Origin of the sequence: Amycolatopsis sp. NBC_01307 (assembly GCF_035975215.1) — a bacterium.
Classification (GTDB): Bacteria; Actinomycetota; Actinomycetes; order Mycobacteriales; family Pseudonocardiaceae; genus Amycolatopsis.
This window is the reverse complement of sequence record NZ_CP108403.1, coordinates 3,042,225-3,061,390: the sequence shown is the minus strand read 5'-3', so window position 1 is coordinate 3,061,390 and position 19,166 is coordinate 3,042,225. Positions and strand designations below refer to the sequence as shown.

The 19,166-nt window shown below is 71.6% G+C and carries 14 protein-coding genes; 1 reads left to right on the top strand and 13 read right to left on the bottom strand.

Annotated elements, in window-relative coordinates; translation table 11 throughout:
- Positions 1 to 15: 15 nt before the first annotated feature.
- Genes OG439_RS12850 through OG439_RS12830 form a run of 5 tightly spaced genes read right to left on the bottom strand, consistent with a single transcriptional unit; the run spans position 16 to position 4,954 of the window.
- A complete protein-coding gene (locus OG439_RS12850) occupies positions 16 to 1,788 on the bottom strand; it encodes a gamma-glutamyltransferase family protein (protein ID WP_326949610.1) in 1,773 nt (590 codons plus the stop codon).
- Between the two features lies 1 nt (position 1,789).
- Positions 1,790 to 2,659 carry a PhzF family phenazine biosynthesis protein gene (locus OG439_RS12845; protein WP_326949609.1) on the bottom strand — a complete coding sequence of 290 codons (870 nt, stop codon included), beginning with the start codon at positions 2,657 to 2,659 and terminating at the stop codon, positions 1,790 to 1,792.
- A gap of 10 nt (positions 2,660 to 2,669) precedes the next feature.
- On the bottom strand, positions 2,670 to 3,533 hold the full coding sequence (locus tag OG439_RS12840) for an LLM class flavin-dependent oxidoreductase (RefSeq protein ID WP_326949608.1): 864 nt from the start codon (positions 3,531 to 3,533) through the stop codon (positions 2,670 to 2,672).
- A 3-nt stretch (positions 3,534 to 3,536) separates the two neighbouring features.
- Complete coding sequence (locus OG439_RS12835) at positions 3,537 to 4,451, bottom strand: hypothetical protein (RefSeq protein ID WP_326949607.1); 915 nt, start codon at positions 4,449 to 4,451, stop codon at positions 3,537 to 3,539.
- Positions 4,448 to 4,954: a VOC family protein gene (locus OG439_RS12830; protein ID WP_326949606.1), complete on the bottom strand. Its 507-nt coding sequence runs from the start codon at positions 4,952 to 4,954 to the stop codon at positions 4,448 to 4,450. Before OG439_RS12830 ends, OG439_RS12835 begins: the two co-directional genes overlap by 4 nt.
- Before the next feature lie 205 nt (positions 4,955 to 5,159).
- Between OG439_RS12830 and OG439_RS12825 the strand changes: the two genes are divergently transcribed.
- Positions 5,160 to 5,822: an O-methyltransferase gene (locus OG439_RS12825; RefSeq protein ID WP_326949605.1), complete on the top strand. Its 663-nt coding sequence runs from the start codon at positions 5,160 to 5,162 to the stop codon at positions 5,820 to 5,822.
- A gap of 76 nt (positions 5,823 to 5,898) precedes the next feature.
- Here the strand turns inward: OG439_RS12825 and OG439_RS12820 are convergent, their stop codons facing one another.
- The 8 genes from OG439_RS12820 to OG439_RS12785 are packed head-to-tail and all read right to left on the bottom strand — an operon-like array spanning position 5,899 to position 18,809.
- Entirely contained in the window at positions 5,899 to 7,431 is a 1,533-nt protein-coding gene (locus OG439_RS12820; RefSeq protein WP_371827526.1) for a 4-hydroxyphenylacetate 3-hydroxylase family protein, read from the bottom strand.
- Positions 7,413 to 7,964 (bottom strand): flavin reductase family protein, encoded by a 552-nt coding sequence (locus tag OG439_RS12815; protein WP_326949604.1) that lies wholly within the window; start codon positions 7,962 to 7,964, stop codon positions 7,413 to 7,415. The genes OG439_RS12820 and OG439_RS12815 overlap by 19 nt, the downstream gene beginning before the upstream one ends.
- Positions 7,961 to 9,823: an anthranilate synthase family protein gene (locus OG439_RS12810; protein ID WP_326949603.1), complete on the bottom strand. Its 1,863-nt coding sequence runs from the start codon at positions 9,821 to 9,823 to the stop codon at positions 7,961 to 7,963. Before OG439_RS12810 ends, OG439_RS12815 begins: the two co-directional genes overlap by 4 nt.
- Entirely contained in the window at positions 9,820 to 10,464 is a 645-nt protein-coding gene (locus tag OG439_RS12805) for an isochorismatase family protein (RefSeq protein ID WP_326949602.1), read from the bottom strand. Before OG439_RS12805 ends, OG439_RS12810 begins: the two co-directional genes overlap by 4 nt.
- A 10-nt stretch (positions 10,465 to 10,474) precedes the next feature.
- Positions 10,475 to 11,242, bottom strand: a complete 768-nt coding sequence (locus OG439_RS12800) for a 2,3-dihydro-2,3-dihydroxybenzoate dehydrogenase (protein WP_326949601.1) — start codon at positions 11,240 to 11,242, stop codon at positions 10,475 to 10,477.
- Positions 11,239 to 12,489 carry a 3-deoxy-7-phosphoheptulonate synthase gene (locus tag OG439_RS12795; RefSeq protein ID WP_326949600.1) on the bottom strand — a complete coding sequence of 417 codons (1,251 nt, stop codon included), beginning with the start codon at positions 12,487 to 12,489 and terminating at the stop codon, positions 11,239 to 11,241. Before OG439_RS12795 ends, OG439_RS12800 begins: the two co-directional genes overlap by 4 nt.
- A gap of 51 nt (positions 12,490 to 12,540) precedes the next feature.
- Positions 12,541 to 16,962, bottom strand: coding sequence for a non-ribosomal peptide synthetase family protein (locus OG439_RS12790; protein WP_326949599.1), 4,422 nt, complete (start codon positions 16,960 to 16,962; stop codon positions 12,541 to 12,543).
- Between the two features lie 56 nt (positions 16,963 to 17,018).
- Entirely contained in the window at positions 17,019 to 18,809 is a 1,791-nt protein-coding gene (locus OG439_RS12785) for a non-ribosomal peptide synthetase (protein WP_326949598.1), read from the bottom strand.
- Between the last annotated feature and the right edge of the window lie 357 nt (positions 18,810 to 19,166).

Genomic DNA, 19,166 nt, shown 5'->3' with positions numbered 1-19,166 from the left:
ACGACACCTCCGGTCTCAGCGGGCGACGGCGTAGGCCTGCTGCCCGCGCGGGCTCGCCGCGGCCAGGACGAGGTCGCCGTCGAACCCCGTCGCGCAGACCTTGCCCAGGGACTTGTCCGGGGCGAGGGCGACGTCGTGGCCGCGCGCCCGCAGCTCCGCGACCACCTCCGGCGGGCAGCTGTTCTCCACGACCAGCCGGTTCGGGCGGGCCGAGCGCGGCGCGAACGACGAGGGCACCTGGTCGGTGTGGAACGCCCGCTGTTCCACGGCCGCCTGGGGACGCAGGCCGCCGTCGACGTGGCTGACGAAGAAGTTCAGCGTCCACTGGTCCTGCTGGTCGCCGCCCGGCGTGCCGAACGCCAGGTGCGGGCGCCCGTCCTTGGTGACCAGGGTCGGGCTCAGCGTGGTCCGCGGGCGCTTGCCGGGCGCGACCGTGTTCGGGTGGCCCTCGTCCAGCAACGCCATCTGCCCGCGCGTGCCGAGCGGGAAGCCGAGGCCGGGGATGACGGGGGAACTCTTCAGCCAGCCGCCGCTCGGGGTGGCGACGACCATGTTGCCGTCGCGGTCCGACGCGCTGATGCAGCACGTGTCGCCCTTGGCCGCGGTCAGCTTGACGACCGCCGGGATCCCGTCGACGAGCTGGGCGCGCCAGTCGGTGTCCGGCTCGCCGGGCAGCGGCGGTTCCGGGAACCAGCCGTCCATGCCGGGACGCAGGTCGCCGCACGCCTTCCTGCCGATCAGCTCACGCCGGGCCGCGGCGTACGCCGGGTCCAGGAGCTCCTTGAGCGGGACGTCGGTGTGGGCCGGGTCGCCGTAGAAGGCCTCGCGGTCGGCGAAGGCGAGCTTCGCGCTCTCGACGACCGTGTGGAGGTGGTCGGCGCCGCCGTGGTCCATCGCGGCCAGGTCGAAGCCCTCCAGGAGGCCCAGCTGCTGGAGGAACACCGGTCCCTGCGACCACGGGCCCGCCTTGTGCACGGTGTGGCCGCGGTAGTCGGCGCTGACCGTTTGCTCGATCGTGGGCCGCCACGCGGCCAGGTCGTCGCCGGTGAGCAGGCCGCTGTTGCGGCGGCCGGTGGAGTCGAGCGGCTCGGCCGTGGCGAGGAAGTCGGCGATCGTCTCGGCGACGAACCCTTCGTAGAACACGGTGATCGCGGCGTCGATCCGGTTCTCGCGCCCGCCCTTGGCGGCGTCGGCCTCGGCGACGATCCGCCGGTAGGTCGCGGCGAGCGGCTGGTTGCAGATCCGCGCGCCGGGCTTCGGCGACCGGCCACCGGGCAGATACACCTCGCCGGAGCCGGTCCATTCCTCGCGGAACAGCGGCGCGAGGACGTCGATCATGTCCGCCGCCTTCGGCAGCAGCGGGTACCCGTCTTCGGCGTAGGCGATCGCCGGGGCGAGCACGGTGCCTAGGTCGAGGCGCCCGCGGTCGCGCAGCAGCCGCAGCCACGCGCCGAACGCGCCGGGGACGACCGCCGGGAGCAGGCCGGAGCCGGGGATGGCGTCGACGCCGCGGTCGCGGAACGCCTGGGGCGTCGCGGCTTCCGGCATCGGGCCCTGGCCGCAGATCACCTCGACCTCGCCGGTCGCGCCGTCGTGGACCAGGATCGGGACGTCGCCGCCCGGGCCGTTGAGGTGCGGTTCGACGACCTGGATGACGAACGCCGTGGCGACGGCGGCGTCGAAGGCGTTGCCGCCCAGGTCGAACATCGCCGTCCCGGCGGCGGAGCCGAGCCAGTGCGTGGACGAGACGGCACCTCGGGTACCGAGCAGTTCGGGTCGGTCGAGCACGTCAGCTTCCCTTCTCGCGGTCCGGATCGGCCAGCTCACCCGTGCCCGCGGGCAGTACGGCGCCGGAGACCGAGGCGGACACCGGCCGGCCGTCGGCGACCTGGACCGAGCCGTACAAAGTGGACGGACGGCCCTGTTCATGGCCTTGGCGCAGGGTGAAGTCGCCTTCTGGGAGCCAGCCCGCCTCGACGAGCCAGACACCCAGGCCGAGCGCGGCCGACGAGCAGGCCGGGTCCTCGGGCATCCCGTAGCCCGGCGCGAACAGGCGGCCGTGCGCGGTGCGGGTCGCCGGGTCCCAGCTGAACACCAGGACGTCGGCGAGGTCGGCGGCCGCCATCCGGTCGAAGTCGGGTTTCGCCGCGGCGACGGCGTCGGCGCGCACCGGGAGGAAGTGGAACGCCGGGCCGAACCCGCACGCGGCGGGAAAGGCGCCGCCGGCCTTGAAGGCCACGGAGGCGGGCAGGCCGACGGCGCCGAGCAGAACCCCGGCATCCAGCTTTTCGCTGGCCAGGGGGTCTTTCGCGGTGATCTTGCCCGCTTCGGCGGAGACGTCGAGGGGCAGCAGCTTCGGGCCGCACTCCTGCACGACCCGCCCAGCGGGGATCAGGCCCAGCCGCGCGAGCGTCACCGCCGTGCCGACGCTGGAATGCCCGCCGAACGGCGACTCCGCCTCGGGTGTGAAGACGCGGACGCGGTAGTCGGCGCCGGTCCCGGTCGGGGGCAGCACGAACGCCGTCTCGGTGTGGTTGATCTCGCGGGCCAGCGCCTGCATGCCCGCGGTGTCGAGGTCACCGGCCCGCGGGACAACGCCGAGCGCGCTGCCGGCGTAGACGTGGTCGGCGAACATGTTGACGATCTCGTACGCGGGCATGCTGCTCCTTTCAGGCCAGGTCCAGCTCGTCGAGGACCCGCTCGTCCCCTTGGTAGGGCTCGGACGGCCGGGGCCAGTGCACGACCAGGTCGGTGAAGCCGAGGTCGGCGAACGTGCCCGAGGCGTCCCGGAAGGACTGCGCCGAATCCAGCACGCCCCCGACGGTCGCGCCCGTCACCAGCAGCTTCCCCACCGCCGCCGGCTCGCGGCCCGCCGCGGCACAGGCGTCTTCGAACGCCCGCAGCTGGTCCTTCAGCTCCGGCACGACCAGGTCCCAGCGCCGCGCGTCGAACCGGCCCGGCGCCCCCGCGGTGATCCACGTTTCGGCGTACCGCGCGGCCAGGCCCATCGCCTTCGGGCCGGTCGCGGCGACCGCGAACGGCAGCCGCGGGCGCTGCACGCAGCCCGGCACCATCCGGGCGCCTTCGCAGCGGTAGTACTCGCCCTCGTACGACGTCACCGGCTGCCGCAGCAGCAGGTCCGTCAGCTCGAGGAACTCCGCGAACCGCCCGGCCCGGCTGCCTTCTTGTCCAGCGCCGAAGACGCTCTCGTCGTACCCGCCGGCCCCGGAGCCGACGCCGCAGATCAGCCGCCCGCCGGCGATGTCGTCGAGCGTCATCAGCTCCTTGGCGAAGGGCACCGGGTGGCGGAACGTCGGGGTCGCGACGAGCGAGCCGAGCCGCATCTTCGACGTCACCCCGGCCGCGGCGGTGAGCGTCGGCAGGCAGCCGAACCAGGTCTCGTCGCGCAGCCAGCGCCACATCAGGTGGTCGTAGGTCCAGGCGTGGTCGAACCCGAGCTCCTCGGCGCGGCGCCAGCGGTCCCGCGCGGCGGACCAGCGCTGCTCGGGCAGCAACACGATGCCGTGGCGCACGGCTCAGTCCGCCGGGGAGCCGGCCGCGCACGCCGCGACGTCGGCGAGGAGACCGACGAACCCGGCCTCACAGGAGCGGACCTCGGGACTGGTCAGCTCGGCGGGCGGGTCCTCGGCGTCGGACACCGCGTCGACGCCGTTCTGCGTGACGTCCAGCGCCACGGCGTTGAGCCGCCGCAACAGCTGGGCCACGACGTCCGGCAGCGACGTCGGCGCCCGCAGCGTCATGAAGTAGTTGTCGTAGACGACGCTCAGCACGTCCGGGTGCGGCGCCTCGCCCGCGCCCGCCGCGTCCTGCAGCAGCGACCGTCCACTCGGCACCAGCTTGGCCGCGATCCCGCCGTGGACGCGCTGGTAGAAGCCGACTTCGTCGCGCAGGGCCTGGACGCCGGGCGAGTCGTCTTCGGGCAGGCCCTTGCCGCGGTAGAGATCGCGGACGGGGGCGAAGTCCGGCGCCCACGTGCCGCTGAACCCGCGGTGCTGCAGGAACATGCTCGGCCGGATGACCTCGTGGTAGACGTCGATCGGCGTCGAGCTGGTGTAGAGCAGCATCGCGCTGAAGCCGCGGGTGAACAGCGCCGCCGAGGCCAGCGCGGCCTCGCGGTCACGCTCGCCGCGTTCGGCCATGGCCAGTTCGCGGGCGACGAGCTGCCACAGCACGAACGTCACCTGGTGGCCGGTGATCCAGCGGAACCAGTACAGCCGGTCGGACGACTCGACGGGTTCGACCGGGCCCGGCACCCCGCTGCGCGAGATGTGCTCCAGGTGGGTGCACAGCCCGGCAAAGCGGGAGCAGGGGCCGTCGCCGCCGGGCTCGGTGCCGGCGTCGGGGATGGTCAGTGGTTCGAGGCCGTAGGGGAAGTCGCCGAAGTCCCACCCCTCGCGCACGGGGACCTCGGTCAGCACGGGAACGGTCATGACGCGGCCTCCGGAATCCAGGTGAACTCGTATTCCAGGCCGTTCACGTCGAATGCGTAGAAACTCTGCACGCCGTCGTCGTCGGTGACGATCTCCGTCGCCGGTTCGTCACGCGTGAAATGGAATCGGCCGGATTCGTACAACCGGGTCCAGTGCCGCTGCCAGGCGGACATTTCCGCCGGCGAGCCGACCTCCATGCAGACGTGCTGGAATTGCGCGTTGCCGGGCTCGGGCGGTTCGCTGCCTTCGCCCGCGCGCTCGAAGAGGTGGAACCGGGTGCCGCCGGCCCGCAGCTCGACGAGCTTGACGATGCCCGGCAGCCGGCTGGTGGTCAGCTCGGAGAACTCGTCGAGGTTCCAGTTTTCCTTGCAGCCGAAGAACTCTTGGTACCAGGAGACGCAGTTGGCGAGATCGGCGGTCTGGATCCCCAGGTGGTGGAACGCGGCCGCGCGGAGCGGGGCAAGGCGGGGCGACTCGAGGGTCGCCACGGCGTTCTCGGACATGTCGCCATCCTTTCTTCCGGCGCCGGGAAAGCATTCCCAGACGGCGCCTCGGAGAGTGGCCTTGATCGATCATCGGGGGCGGCGGCGAAACAACCGCCCGATCTCCTTCGACACTACAGTGGTTGCCTCCAGGAAATCAACCTGACGAGAAAAATAATCCATTATCCCTATAGTCGCGCGCCTTCCTCAAGTAACATCGGGAGACATGAGCGAAGACCAGTGGACGAAAATCGACACCTACACCTCGAACCTGATGGTGGAGCACGACGCCGCCCTGGACCTCGCGGCCAAGGCCAGTGCCGAGGCCGGGCTGCCGGAGATCGCGGTGGCACCCAACCAGGGCAAGTTCCTCCACCTGCTCGCCCGCACCCACGGCGCGCGCCGCATCCTCGAGATCGGCGCGTTCGGCGGCTACAGCGCGATCTGGCTGGCCCGGGCGCTGCCGGCGGGCGGCACGCTGACCACGCTGGAGGCCGAACCGTCCTTCGCCGAGGTCGCGCAGCGCAACATCGACAACGCCGGCCTGTCCGACGTCGTGGACCTGCGCGTCGGCAAGGCACTCGACACGCTGCCGCAGCTGGCGGGCGGCGAGCCGTTCGACCTCGTGTTCATCGACGCCGACAAGGCCAACATCCCGGAGTACTTCGGCTGGGCCCTGAAGCTGACCCGCCCGGGCAGCGTCATCGTCGTGGACAACGTGGTGCTCGACGGGCTCGTCATCGAGGCCGACAGCCCCAACCCGGCGGTGCAGGGCGTGCGCCGGTTCAACCAGCTGGTGGCCGACGAGCCGCGCGTCACCGCGACGACCGTGCAGACCGTCGGCAGCCGCGGCCACGACGGGTTCTGCCTGATGCTCGTCGAAAGCTGAGGAACCAGCTGACAGACGCACGACCGGAGGGCCTTCCCGCACCGCGGGGAGGCCCTCCGTCACGTCGTGGCTCACGTCAGAGCCGATCGGGGTTGATCAGGTCCGGTGCGGTCCAGCCGTCGAGGTCGTACTCGGCCAGGCACTGCTCGGCGAAGCCCTTGTAGCCGTCGACCTGCCCGGACGCCTGCTGGGCGGTGAGCATCTCGATCCGGACGTTCTCGTGGTTGCCCGAGAAGTTCCGCTCGTAGAGCTCGTTGCGGCCGGCGAACTCCGTGCCGACGGAGTCCCAGATCAGCTTCATCAGCTTGACCCGCTCGACCGCGTCGTAGCCCGACGAGCCCCGGACGTACTTGTCCAGGTAGGGCCGCAGCTCCGGGTTCTGGAAGTCGCTGGCGTGCGAGTTCAGGTAGATCAGCGCGCTGCCCAGGTCCTGGTGGATGATCTCCCGCACCCGCGGGTAGCCGATCGTCATGAACCAGCGGTAGGCCATGCCGTAGTCGAGCTTCGGCAGCACCGCGCCGTCCTTCCACGGGTCCGGGTTGAGCGCCATCGCGTCGCTCAGGCCCCAGAACATGTTCCGCCACGCGATGACCTCGCCGATGCGGGTCTGGATGCCGCGGAAGTCCTTGGTGCCGGTGACGTCGACGCCCTTGAGCAGCAGCCCGGCCAGGAAGTCCAGCTTCACGGCCAGCCGCGTCACGCCGTGGAACGTCGAGCGGTTCAGGAACCCCGACGCCGACAGGAACGTCGCCGCCTTGGCCTGGTCGCCGTAGACGAAGACGTTCTCCCAGGGGATCTTCACCTTGTCGAGCACGAAGATCGTGTCGTTCTCGTCGAGCCGGCTCGACAGCGGGTAGTCGAACGGGCTGCCCGTCGTGTCCGCCTGCAGCGCGTACGACGGCCGGCAGATCAGCTTCAGGCCCGGCGAGTCCATCGGCAGCGTCGCCACCAGCGCGAACTCGCGCTTCTTCACCGGCAGCCCGTAGTGGGCGATGAAGTTGCCGTGCGTCAGCGCCGAGCCGGTCGCGACGACCTTGGCGCCGCTGACGACCAGGCCGTCGTCACGCTCCTCCTCGACGTGCACGAACACGTCCCCGACGTCGTCGGCCGCCTTGTGCCGGTCGACGGGCGGGTTGATGATCGCGTGGTTCCAGAAGAGGACCTTCTCCTGGGCCTCGGCGTACCAGCGACGCGCGTTGCCTTCGAACTCGCCGTAGTAACCCGGGTCGACGCCGAGGGTGGCGAGGAAGCTCGCCTTGTAGTCCGGGCTGCGGCCCAGCCAGCCGTAGCTCATCTTGGCCCACTCGGCGATCGCGTCCCGGTCGCCGATGAGGTCCTGTGCGGACCTCGGCGCGCGGAAGAACCGGTGCGTGAACCCGCCGCTGCCGGTGTCGGTCGGCGTGGTCAGGACGTCCTGCTTCTCCGGGTCGTGCAACGCGTCGTACAGCCGCGCGGTCATCCGGGCGGTGTTGCGGAACGCCGGGTGCTTGGTCACGTCGTCGACGCGTTCGCCGTAGGCCCAGATCTCGCGGCCGTCGCGGATGCTCTCCAGGTACTCGTCCCCGGTCAACGGCCGGGTCGTCGTCTCGCTCACTTGCCTGCCTCCCATCGTTGGGGTGTCGGGTCGTCCAGCGACCACGACCAGTGCGGTGCTTCGGGTTCTTCGGCCAGGCGCGGGAACTCGCCGCCGAAGAACAGCAGCGGCCGCCCGCCGGCCAGGTCGAGGCCGGTCACCTCGCCGACGTGCAGCACGTGGTCGCCGCCGTCGTAGGCGCGCCACGGGGTGCACTCGACGTGCCCGACCGTGCCGCCCAGCCGCGGCACCGGCGAGTCGAGGTCGACCCACGGCACGTCGTCGTCGGCCAGCGGCTTGCCCGCGAAGTGCATCGCGACGTCCTGCTGGTCCTCGGCGAGGATGTTGACCACGAACGGCCCGTCGCCGAGGTGCTGCACCGAGCGGCTGCGCCGGTCCAGGGAGATCAGCACGAGCGGCGGGTCCAGCGACACCGACGTGAACGCGTTGACGGTCGCGCCGCGCACCATCGGGCCGCGCCGGTAGGTCACCACGGTGACGCCGGTGGTGAAGTGGCCGAGGAAGGTCCTCAGCCGGGCGCGGTCGAACGCCGGGGCGGTCGCTGTCATGAGCTGCCTCCTTCGGTCGCGTGGTCGACGACGTCGCGCAGGATCGCCGGCCCGTCCTCGGTCAGGAACGACTCGGCGTGGAACTGGATGGTCGCCAGTCCCGGCCCGCGCAGGCCGATGACCTGGTCGTCGAGCCCGCGGACGACGTCGGCGGGCTCGCGGCCGGGCACCGCCACGCGGTCGTCGGCCGTCCGCGCGGCGAAGCTGTTGTAGAACCCGACCGCGCGGCGGGTCCCGTCGATCGTCACGTGGGCCTGACGGCCCTGGTTGGGCCGCGCGAGCCGCTGGACGGGCAGCCCGAGTTCGGCGCAGAGCACCTGGTGGCCCAGGCAGACGCCGACCAGCGGACGGCCTTCGCGCAGCAGGTCCGCGGCCAGTGCGCGCAGCCGGCCGACCTTCGCGCCGCCGACGTCGTTGGGGTCACCCGGCCCGGGGCCGAGCAGCACCAGGTCGTGCTCCGGCAGTTCCCCCGCGTCCCACGGCACGGTCGTCACGTCGCAGTTCACCGACTTCAGCTGGTAGGCCAGCATCGAGGTGAACGCGTCTTCGGCGTCGACGACGGTGATCCGCACCCGGGACCCGGTGCCGGGCCGGGCGCCGTCGAGCCAGAACCGGGACTTCCCGTCGTTGCGCGCCTTCAGCGCCGAACGCACCTCGTCGGACGACGTCGACGGCGGTGGCGAGGCCGTGGCGGCGCGGGTTTCGCCGGAGAGCGACTTCAGGACGGCCGACACCTTCGCGGTCGTCTCCGCGGCTTCCGACAGCGGCGCCGACTCGCGCACGATCGTCGACCCGGCGGCCAGCCGGACGTCGCCGACCGGCGAGATGTCCGCGGTGCGGATGAGGATCGCCGAGTCCAGGGAGCGGCGGCCGTCGTCGTCGCTGCCGACGAGCCCGATGACGCCGCTGTAGTAGCCGCGTCCCTTCGGCTCGTACCGGCGGATCACGCGGCAGGCGTTGACCAGCGGGCTGCCGGTGACGGTCGGCGCGAGCAGCGTGTGCCGCAGCACCTCCGTCAGCGGCCGGCCGGTCTCGCCCTCCAGGGAGTACTCGGTGTGGGCCAGCCGCGACATGCGCCGCAGCCGCGGCCCGGACACCCGGATGCCGCGGTCGCACAGTTCGGCCATCATCTTCAGTTCCTCGTCGACGACCATGCAGAGCTCGTCGGCTTCCTTCTCGTCGTGAAGGAACTCGAGCAGGCCTTCGGCGTCGGCGCCGCCCTCGGGGTAGCGGTAGGTGCCGCTGATCGGGTTCATGGTCACCGTGCGGTCGAACAGCCGGACGTGCTGCTCGGGCGTGCTGCCGAGCAGGTAGCGCTCGCCGGTGAAGACCAGGAACGTCCAGTACGCCCCGGCTTCCGCACCCAGCAGGCGCTTGAAGACCGCCCGCGCGACGTCGTCGTCGAAGCCGGGGAACCGGCCGCGCAGGCTGCGGGAGAGCACGAAGTTCGCGCCCTCGCCGGCCCCGATCTCGTCGTCGAGGATCCGCTCGACCGTGCGGGCGTACTCGTCGTCGCCGAGGTCGAACGCGCGGTCCTCCAGCGGCGGGACGCCGTCGGGCAGCGCCGCGAGGGTCTCGGCGACGGTCAGCGTCGTCTGGGCCTCGATGTCCATCACCTGCAGCGGGACCTGGTCGTCCGGGCAGTCGTACCCGCGCTCGGCGAGCTGCCGGTACGGGAGCAGGACCAGTTTCGTGTGCCGGCCCCGGCCTTCCCACGAGCCGTCGTCCAGGGTCAGGTCGGCCAGCCGCTCGGCGGTGCGGACCGGGCCGGAGACGATCTCGACCTGGTCGCCGCGGCCGCTGCCGGGCCGGTGCAGGATCGCGTACGGCGAGCCCGCGCGGATGGGCAGGGGACTCACGTGACCACCGCCCCTTCCAGCTCGCCGACCAGCGCCGCCGTGGTGGTCGCGACGGCGCAGTTGCGGGCCGCGTAGTCCACCGCGAGCCGGTGCTCGTCCGGGCCGAAGTCGGCGACCGCGTCGGCGACGAAGAACGTCTCGATGTCATGCGTGAACGCCTCGACGGCGGTGACCAGGCAGCCGACGTGCGCGTAGATCCCGCAGACGATCAACTGGTCGCGACCGGCCGCGCGCAGCCGGTCGAGCAGGTCGGTGCGGTGGAACGCGCTGTAGCGCCACTTCGTCAGCACGACGTCCGACGGCGTCGGCGTCAGTTCGTCGATCACCTGCCGGTCGGCCGGGGTGGCCTTCATGCCCGGGCCCCAGATGTCCTGCAGCAGCCCGCGGTCCTCGGGCGTCATCGAGCCGGGCTGGGCGGTGTAGAACACCGGGATGCCCAGCCGGTCGGCCGTTTCCCGCGCCTGGACGACGTTGCGGACGAGCGTGCGCCGCAGTTCGCCGTCCTCGGGGTAGAAGCCGAGGAAGTACCGCTGCATGTCGTGGATCAGCAGGGCCGCGCGGCCCGGGTGGGGCCGCCAGGTCGCGGTGCTGGCCGGGACGGTGGTGGGCAGGTCGTACGGTTCGATCGTGATGCCGGTCATCAGGCCTCCTTCAGACGGCGCCGAGGGCCGCGCCGCCGTCGACGAGCAGGGTGGCGAGGGTGACGTGCCGGGCCTCGTCCGACAGCAGGAACGCGACGCTGCGGGCGACGTCCTCGGCCACGCCGATCCGGCCCAGCGGGATGCCGAGGCGGAACTGGCCGGGGTCGCCGTCGACCGTGGCCTGCCGCCCGGTGTCGTCCGTCCACATGGAACGCAGCATCGGTGTGTCGGTCGAGCCGGGCGCGACGACGTTGCAGCGGATGCCGAGCGGCGCGAGGTCCAGGCCGAGGCTGTGGGTCAGGCTGGTCGCGGCGGACTTCGACGCGGCGTAGGCGGCCATGTGGCTGCGGGGTACGCCCGCGGCGTTGGACGCCACCGTGACGATCGAGCCGCTCTTGCGCGCGGCCATCCGGCGGGACACCGCCCGGCAGACGTGGAACACCCCGGTCGCGTTGACCGCGAACGTCTCGTTCCAGTCCTCGTCGGACAGTTCGGCCACCCGGCCCATCCGCAGCACCCCGGCGACGTTCGCCAGGCCGTCGATCGGCCCGAACCCGGTCTCGACGTGCTCGACGGCGGCGTCGACCTCCGCGCTGGAGGTGACGTCGACGACGTGCGTCTCGACGCTGCGGCCGTCGTCCAGCAGGGGTTTCGCGACCTGGGCGAGGGCGTCCTCGTCGCGGTCGAACAAGGCGAGGGTGTGGCCGCGTTCGGCCAGGAGGGTCGCGGTGGCGGCGCCGATCCCGCTGCCGGCTCCGGTTACGAGGGTCACGGTCATGACGCCAGCTCCGTCCTGAGTTCGTGGGCCGCCTCGGGCTGCCAGTGCGCGGTCAGCGCGACGGCCTGGGTGAGGTTGAGCCGCGGGTCGCACAGCGTCGTGTAGCCGGGCCCGCGGGCGGCGGTGATGCCGGCGCCGTGGCATTCGGAGATCTCGCTGGGCGAGGCCTCCATGTGCAGCCCGGCGCACGCGCCGCCTTCCCCCGTGACGATCCGGACGAACTGGCGCAGCTCGTTCATGATGTCTTCGAGCCAGCGGACCTTGAGCCCGTCGTCGGCGACGACGGTGTTGCCGTGCATCGGGTCGCACAGCCAGAGCACCGGGTGCCCGGCGTCGCGCACCGCCCGCACCAGCGGTGCGAGCTCGCCGATGCGGGCGGCACCGAACCGCGGGATCAGCGTGAGCCGCCCGGGCGTGCGGAACGGGTCGATCTGCCCGCAGAGCTTCAGCACGTCCTCGATCGGCGCCTTCGCGCTCACCTTCGCCGCCACCGGGTTGACCACAGTGGACAGCAGGTGCACGTGGGCGCCGTCCGAGCGCCGGGTGCGTTCGCCGATCCACGGCCAGTGCGTCGAGGCGAGGTAGCTGCGGCCGCCGGGCATCCGGCGCACCAGCGGGACCTCGTAGTCCAGCAGCAGGGCTTCGTGACTGGTCCAGATCCGGCCGGCCGGCTCGGCTCCGGTCCCCCGGCCGAGGCGGCCGATCGACGCGCGGACGCCGAGCGCGGCGTCATGCGCGTCCAGGATCCGGGTGGGGTCGGGCCGCCGGGCTTCGGCGGTCGGTTCGGGGCTGTTGACGATCGGACCGCGGTAGACGGGCAGCTCGTGGCCGTCGACGTTCTCGACGTTCTGCGAGCGGGGTTTGGCGTACTGGCCGGCGATCCGGCCGACCTCGAGGACCGGGCGGCCGGAGCCGACCCGCATCACCTCGGCGAGCGTGTCGAGCATGCCGATCTTGCGGGCCACGGCCCGGACGCCGGTGTCGGCCGGGTCTTCGGCGCAGTCGCCCGCTTGAAGCACGCAGAACTCGCCTTCGGCGGCGCGGGCCAGCAGGGACCGCAGTTGCAGCACCTCGGCGGCGCCGACGACGTCTTCACGCTCGGACAGCGTGTCGCGGACGCCGGCGAGTTCGGCCGGGTCGGGCCAGTCGGGTTGCTGGGCGGCGGGGTAGTCGGACAGGGTCTCGTCGCACTGATCGGCGGCGCGGTGCAGGACCGGCCGGGCTCGTGCGGGCAGCGTCTTCCTCATCACGCATTCCTTGCTTGAGCCGGATATCGGGAGCACGGGGACGAATCGGCGTCAGCCGGTGAATTCGCCCGTTTCACGGAAATAGCCGATCATTTTCGTGAACACGGCCGGGGTGATCTCCGGCCAGCACAGGCCCAGCCGGGCGAGCTCGCGCCCGGTGCGCTCGTTGCCGTAGACGTTGTCGCCGATGTCGAGGGCCCCTTCCTGGTAGAGCGGGGCCATCGCGGACAACGGGTTGTCCCGGTCGGCCAGCGCCGCGCGCCATTCCTCGACCGGGATTTCGCGCAGCGGGTAACCCAGCTCGCGAATGGCTTCGTAAACGACGTCGAAGGTCTTGATGCCGGGGTTGAACAGGTGCCAGGTGCCGTTCTCCGCCGGGCGGGCCTTCGCCAGCCGGACCAGCGCGCGGCCGACGAAGTCGACCGGCAGCAGGTCGGTGTCGTGCTCCTCGGGCGGCGGGACGACGCCGAGGGCGAGGAAGCTCTTGACCTGCCGCCAGAGGAAGTCCTCGGACTGCAGCGCGCCGGTCTCGCTGTCGCCGGCGATCCGGCCGATGCGGTAGATCGTCACCGGCACCCCGCGGTCGCGGGCCAGCCGCGCGACCTCCTCGGCGACCCACTTGCTCTGGGTGTAGCCGATCGTCAGGTCGTGCGCGTCGTCCGGGACGTCGTCCTCGGTGATCGCCTCGGGCCGCGGCTTCGGCGAGAACACCGCCACCGTGGAGGTGTAGTGCACCGGCTTGACCGGCCCGGACGCGGCGAACTCGACGATCCGGGCCAGGCCGTCCACATTGGCCTGTTTCACCGAGGCGTACGGCGCGACGAAGTTGATGTGCGCCGCCGTGTGGTGGATGGTGCCGACGCGGTGCGCGAGGTCGTCGTAGTCCGCTTCGGACAGTCCCAGCCGCTCGGCGGCGAGGTCGCCGGGGATCGCGGTGACGCGGTCGCGGTCGAGGGACTTCCCGATGCCGTAGCGGTCGGCCGTCGCGGCGATCCGGTCCCACGCGGCATCGGCGTCGGTGGCCCGGACCAGGCAGTGCACCCGGTCGGTGGTCTCGGTGAGCAGCTCGCGCAGCAGGTGGATCCCCAGGAAGCCGGTCGCCCCGGTGAGCAGGACGTCCTCGGCGGTGGCCATCGGCGCACCGTCGGCGACGCGCACGTGGTCCGGCAGCCGGACGTCGGCCCGCAGGTCGACGCGGTCGCCGGTGTCCTCGCCGGAGCGCAGCGCGTCGATGCGCGCGGCCATCCCGCCGACGGTCGGGTTGTCGAACAGCACCCGCAGCGGCACGTCGACGTCGAACCGCTTGCGCAGCCGGTACATCAGCTCGGTGGCGAGGATCGAGTGCCCGCCCGCGGCGAAGAAGTCCTCGTCGAGGCCGACCCCGCCGGTGCCCAGCAGGTCGGTCCACGCTTCGGCGATCGCCTGCTCGGTCGGCGTCTCCGGCGGCCGCGACGCGGTCGTCGTGCCCGGGTCGAACAGGTCTGGCAGCGCCTTGCGGTCGATCTTGCCGCTGGGCGCGATCGGCAGCGCGGCGAGCCGCACGAAGTGGGACGGCACCAGGTAGTCCGGCAGCGTCCCGGACAGCGCGGCCCGCACCCGCACCGGGTCGGGTTCCCGTTCGGTGACGAGGTAGCCGACCAGGCGGCGGTCGCCGGCGCCGAACGTCACCGGGGCCACCGCGGACGCGCTGACCTCGGGCAGCTCGTTCAACGCCGCCTCGACCTCGGCCGGTTCGACGCGGTAGCCGCGGATCTTGATCTGGGTGTCGGCGCGCCCGAGGTAGTCGAACTCGCCACGGCGGTCGTAGCGGACCAGGTCGCCGGTGCGGTAGAGGCGCCCGAACGGCGTCTCCACGAACCGTTCACGGGTCTGCTCGGGCAGGCCGTGGTAACCCGGCGAGACCAGGTCGCCGCCGAGGTACAGCTCCCCCGGCACCCCGGGTGGGACGAGCCGGCCGCCGTCGTCGAGGGCCAGCATCGACAGGCCCCCGATCGGGCCGCCGATCGACGGCGCCTCCGGCCAGCCGGCCGGGTCGCCGCTCAGCTCGTGCGCGGACGCCAGGTGCGTCTCGGACGGCCCGTACATGTTCAGGAACCGGATTTCCGGCCGCCGCGCGAAGAACGCGCGGATCTGCGGGGTGATCACCAGCTGTTCGCCGACGGAGGCGACCTCCACCAGGTCGGGGAACGGCTTGTCCTCGGCGACCGCGGCCAGCTGCTGCACGGCGACGTACGGCAGGTACGTCCGGGAGATCCGGTGGTCACGCAGGAAGCCGCTGAGCCGGTGCAGGTCCTTCTGCAGGTCCTCGTCGATCAGCACGAGCGTGCCACCGGCGCAGAGCGTCCCCAGGATCTCCATCACCGAGACGTCGAACGACAAGGTCATGTACTGCAACGTCCGCCCGGTCGCGCCGATCGGCGACGTCCGGCGTTGGTACTCGACGAGGTTGGTCACCGTCGCTTCGGTGAGCACGACGCCCTTGGGACGCCCGGTCGAACCGGAGGTGTAGATGACGTAGATCTCGTCGTCGCCGGTCTTCAGCCGGCCCAGGTCGGTCTCGTCGGTGGCTTCCGCGTCCGCCGACTCCAGCACCAGCGCGACGCCGGAGTCCGCGAGCATGTACTCGATCCGCTCGGCCGGGTACGACGGGTCGACCGGCACGTACGCCGCGCCCGCCTTCAGGACACCCAGCAACGCGACGACCATGTCCGGCGACCGCGGCACGTGGATGCCGACGCGGTCACCGCGTCCGACGCCCTTCGCCCGCAGGTCACGGGCCAGCCGGTTGGCGCGGCCGTTGAGCTCGCGGTAGGTCAGGACGCGGTCGCCGTGTTCCAGCGCGGGCGCGTCCGGGGTGACCGCGGCCTGCGTCTCGAACAGCTCCGCGACCGGACGGCGGGTGGTGTCCTCCACCGGCGGCGCGCACCACGCGAGCACCTCCTGCTCCTGCGCGTCCGACAGCAGCCCCAGCTCACCGACGGTGCCGCCGGGGTGCGCGACGAGCGCTTCGAGAAGCCGGACGTACCGGTCGCCGAACTCCTCGACGGTCTCGCGGTCGAACAACGCCGTGTCGTACTCGAACACCCCGCGCAGCGCCGTGCCGTCCTGTTCGACGATCAACGAGAGGTCGTACTTCGAGCTGCGGCTGACGTAGAGGTCGAGGTCGGCGTCCAGGCCGAGCCGGTCGAGGGCCGCCCAGTCGGAGTCCGGCAGCACGAACATGGTCTGGAAGACCGGCGCGTGGCTCGGGCTGCGGGGCGGGTTGACGCGCTCGATGACCTTCTCGAACGGCGCGTCCTTGTGCCGCAGGGCTTCGGTGATCTCGGTGCCGGCCTGCGCGTACAGCTCCCGCAGCGGCAGCTCGGCGCGCACGCCGTGGCGGAAGACGACCATGTTGACGAAGTAGCCGAGCATCCCGGCCGTCTCGGGCAGGTCCCGCAGCGAGACGGGACTGCCGATGAGGACGTCGTCCTGGCGCGTGTGCCGGTGCAGGAACGCCGCGTACGCGGCTTCCAGCAGCATGAACAGCGTGACGCCTTCGTCGGCGGCCAGGGCGCGGACCTGCTCGGCCAGCTCCGGCGGGAGGTCGAACCGGACGATGTCGCCGCGGTGCGACTGCTCCAGCGGCCGCGGCCGGTCCGTCGGCAGGTCCAGCAGCGGCAGCGGCCCGGCGAGCCGCTCTTCCCAGTACCCCAGCAGGTCGGCCAGCTTGTCGTCGCGGACGGTCTCCCGCTGCCGGCGGGCGAAGTCGCGGTACTGCGGCTGAGCCGGGCCCTCGTCGAACGGGTCCCCGGCGAGCGCGGCGTGGTAGCGGGTGAACCACTCGGTCAGGAACACCCCGGCCGAGGCCGCGTCGAAGACGATGTGGTGGATGCTGCAGACGACGTGCGTCGGCCCGTCCGGCTCGGCCGCGCAGACCACCTTGACCAGCGGGCCGTTGCCCAGGTCGAACTCGGTGTCGACGACCTCGGCGACGACGTCGTCCAGCGGCCGCTCGACACTCAGTTCGACGGTCGAGAAGTCGGCGGCCGGGTCGGGGTTGACCTGCTGGAAGACCTCGCCGCCGTCGGCGGTGAACGTCGTGCGCAGGATCTCGTGGCGGGCCAGCACGGCCCGCAGGCTCTCGTGCAGCACGCCGGTGTCCAGCGGGGTCTTGACGGTGAACACGAACGGCGCGTTGTAGGCCGCCGGCCGCGGCGAGTACTGGTCGATGAACCAGATGCCGCGCTGGCCGTAGGACGCGGGGGCCGGGCCGCTGTCGTTGCTCGCGGTGAGGCCGGGCGGGCCGCCGCGCAGGTCGTCGATGTGCCGGGCCAGGTCCGCGGGGTCCTCGTGGCGCCGGACGTCCTCGGCCCCCAGCGTGATCCCCAGCAGCGCACCGAGCAGCCCGGCGAACTGCTCGTGGCCGGCCACACCGTCGACGGTGACGCCGGAACGGGCCCGGCGGATCACCGACTCGAGTGGGTTCTCCATGGTGTCAGTACCTCTCCGATCATCGCGGCCCCCCGTGCGTCGGTTCGGTCTGCCGCTCACCTGGCGGCGGCGCCGGCCCGCAAGGACTCGACGTGCTCGGCGAGCTTGCGGACGGTGCCGTGCCGGAAGACGTCCTCGGGCCGGACCTCGACCGCGAAGACCGACTGCAGGCCGGAAGCGAACTTCACGAAGTGCAGGGAATTGCCGCCGTGCCCGACGAACGGGTCGGTGACCGAATAGTCGTCACTGCCGATGATGTCGCGCCACATCTGGAGAATGACCGTTTCGAGGGGGTTCGACATGCGTTGCTCCTTTTCTGCTCGGGGATCTTCCGACGAACGGGCGCGCGGGTCGTGCAGTGCGGCCCGGTCGATCTTTCCGTTGAGGTTCGCCGGCATCGCTTCGAGCCGGCGGAAGTCCGACGGGATCATGTGCTCCGGCAGGGAATCGGCGAGCTGCGCGATCAGTTCGCCGGTGCCGATTTCCTGCCCGCTCCACGTCGTGTAGAACGCGACGAGGCTCTTTTCGTTCGCTTCGTTCCCGAACGCCTTGACCACGGCGTGCTCGACGTCGTCGAAGGACTTCAGGGCGAGTTCCACGGCGCTGGTTTCGACACGGAACCCGCGGATCTTCACGAGACTGTCGGACCGGCCGACCAGGACGACGTCACCGTCGGGGGTCAGCCGGGCGAGGTCGCCGGTGCGGTAGCGGGTGCCGCCGTCGACGAACTTCCCGGCCTGGGCCTCCGGCAGGTTCAGGTAGCCGTTGGCGACGCCGGTGCCGCCGATGCACAGCTCGCCGACGTCGCCGGGCGGGCACGGCTTGAGGTCCTGGTCGAGCACGTCCATCGTGACGCCGGTCAGCGGCTTGCCGACCGGGACGCGGTCCAGCTCGCGGACCGCCGGCGTGATCGGGTACAGCGAGGAGATCGCGGAGTTCTCGGTGCAGCCGTAGCCGTTGAAGATCGCAGCGGTGGTGTGCTCGGCCGCGGTCGCCAGGTGAGCCGGGGACGGGAAGTCGCCGCTGACCATGATCACGCGCAGCTGCCGCAGGGCGTCGAGTTCGTTGTCGACCAAGAGGTTGAACAGTCCACAAGGCAGGCTCAGCACGCTCACGCCGTGCTTGGTGATCACGTCACGCAGGTCGGACAGCGACGGCAGGCCGGGCGGCAGCAGGACGAGCTCGGCGCCGTTGAGCAGGCTCAGCCAGAACTCGTTGCCGGACGCGGCGAAGGAGAACGCGGCCAGCTGCACCAGGCAGTCGTCCGGCGTGATCGTCAGCTTCGGGTCCGCGACCGCGAGCCGGGCGAGGCCGCGGTGGGCGAGCCGGACGCCCTTGGGCCGGCCGGTGGAGCCGGAGGTGAACAGGACCAACGCGTCGTCTCCGGCGGCCGGCGCCTGGTCGAGGTCGTGGTCGTCCTGGGACGCGCTTTCCTCCATCAGGTCGGCGACGTGCGCCTGCCGGACCGGCAGGTCCGCCTCTGCCAGCGACGGCTGTCCTTGGTGGACGACCGTGCGCAGGCCGGTCTCCTCGACGATGTGGCGGATCATCTTGGCCGGGTAGGCCGGGTTGAGCGGGACGACGCAGCCGCCCGCCTTGAGCACCGCGAGCAGCGCGACGACGAGGTCGGCCGAGCGGTCCAGGTAGAGGCCGGCCGGGGCGCCGTCACGCACCTGCGTCAGGCGCAGCGTCCGGGCCAGCCGGTTGGCGCGGGCGTTGAGGTCCGCATAGGACACTTCGGGGCCGTCGCCGCTCAGCGCCGTCCGATGTGGACGCAGCGCGGCGGCGCGTTCGAACAGCCGTGGCAGCACAAGCTCGGGCACGGCCGGGTTCCCGTCGACGGGCATGGATCCCCCTGTTCGGTGCCGATGGCGATCGCCTTTACCGCAAGGAAGCGGCACTAATGATCAATTCAGGCGAGATGATTTCTTTTCAGCAACCAGTATGCAAACGGCTCGGAAGCCTGTCAACCGCGGGCAATATCAATGACCCAGCGTTGCCTTTATCGCCTGAAAACGATTACCCGAGAAATTGTTTATCGCCGCGAATTCGCGCGCGTACGGTACCGGCCATTGCGGTCACGGCAACCCGGGCGCGGGAATCCGATGTGGATTGCCGACGGTCAGCGGTGCGCACTGGTCCGATCGGCGGAGAGGCGCCGCGCGGGCACCGGCGTGCACAAGGGGTGACGTCGGCGCGAGCGC

Bases quoted from the DNA above. Each gene is read 5' to 3' on its own strand.
- OG439_RS12820 (WP_371827526.1), bottom strand. From the start codon at position 7,431: ATGGGAGGCAGGCAAGTGAGCGAGACGACGACCCGGCCGTTGACCGGG.
- OG439_RS12815 (WP_326949604.1), bottom strand. From the start codon at position 7,964: ATGACAGCGACCGCCCCGGCGTTCGACCGCGCCCGGCTGAGGACCTTC.
- OG439_RS12800 (WP_326949601.1), bottom strand. From the start codon at position 11,242: ATGACCGTGACCCTCGTAACCGGAGCCGGCAGCGGGATCGGCGCCGCC.
- OG439_RS12825 (WP_326949605.1), top strand. From the start codon at position 5,160: ATGAGCGAAGACCAGTGGACGAAAATCGACACCTACACCTCGAACCTG.
- OG439_RS12830 (WP_326949606.1), bottom strand. From the start codon at position 4,954: ATGTCCGAGAACGCCGTGGCGACCCTCGAGTCGCCCCGCCTTGCCCCG.
- OG439_RS12785 (WP_326949598.1), bottom strand. From the start codon at position 18,809: ATGCCCGTCGACGGGAACCCGGCCGTGCCCGAGCTTGTGCTGCCACGG.
- OG439_RS12805 (WP_326949602.1), bottom strand. From the start codon at position 10,464: ATGACCGGCATCACGATCGAACCGTACGACCTGCCCACCACCGTCCCG.
- OG439_RS12835 (WP_326949607.1), bottom strand. From the start codon at position 4,451: ATGACCGTTCCCGTGCTGACCGAGGTCCCCGTGCGCGAGGGGTGGGAC.
- OG439_RS12845 (WP_326949609.1), bottom strand. From the start codon at position 2,659: ATGCCCGCGTACGAGATCGTCAACATGTTCGCCGACCACGTCTACGCC.
- OG439_RS12790 (WP_326949599.1), bottom strand. From the start codon at position 16,962: ATGGAGAACCCACTCGAGTCGGTGATCCGCCGGGCCCGTTCCGGCGTC.
- OG439_RS12795 (WP_326949600.1), bottom strand. From the start codon at position 12,489: ATGAGGAAGACGCTGCCCGCACGAGCCCGGCCGGTCCTGCACCGCGCC.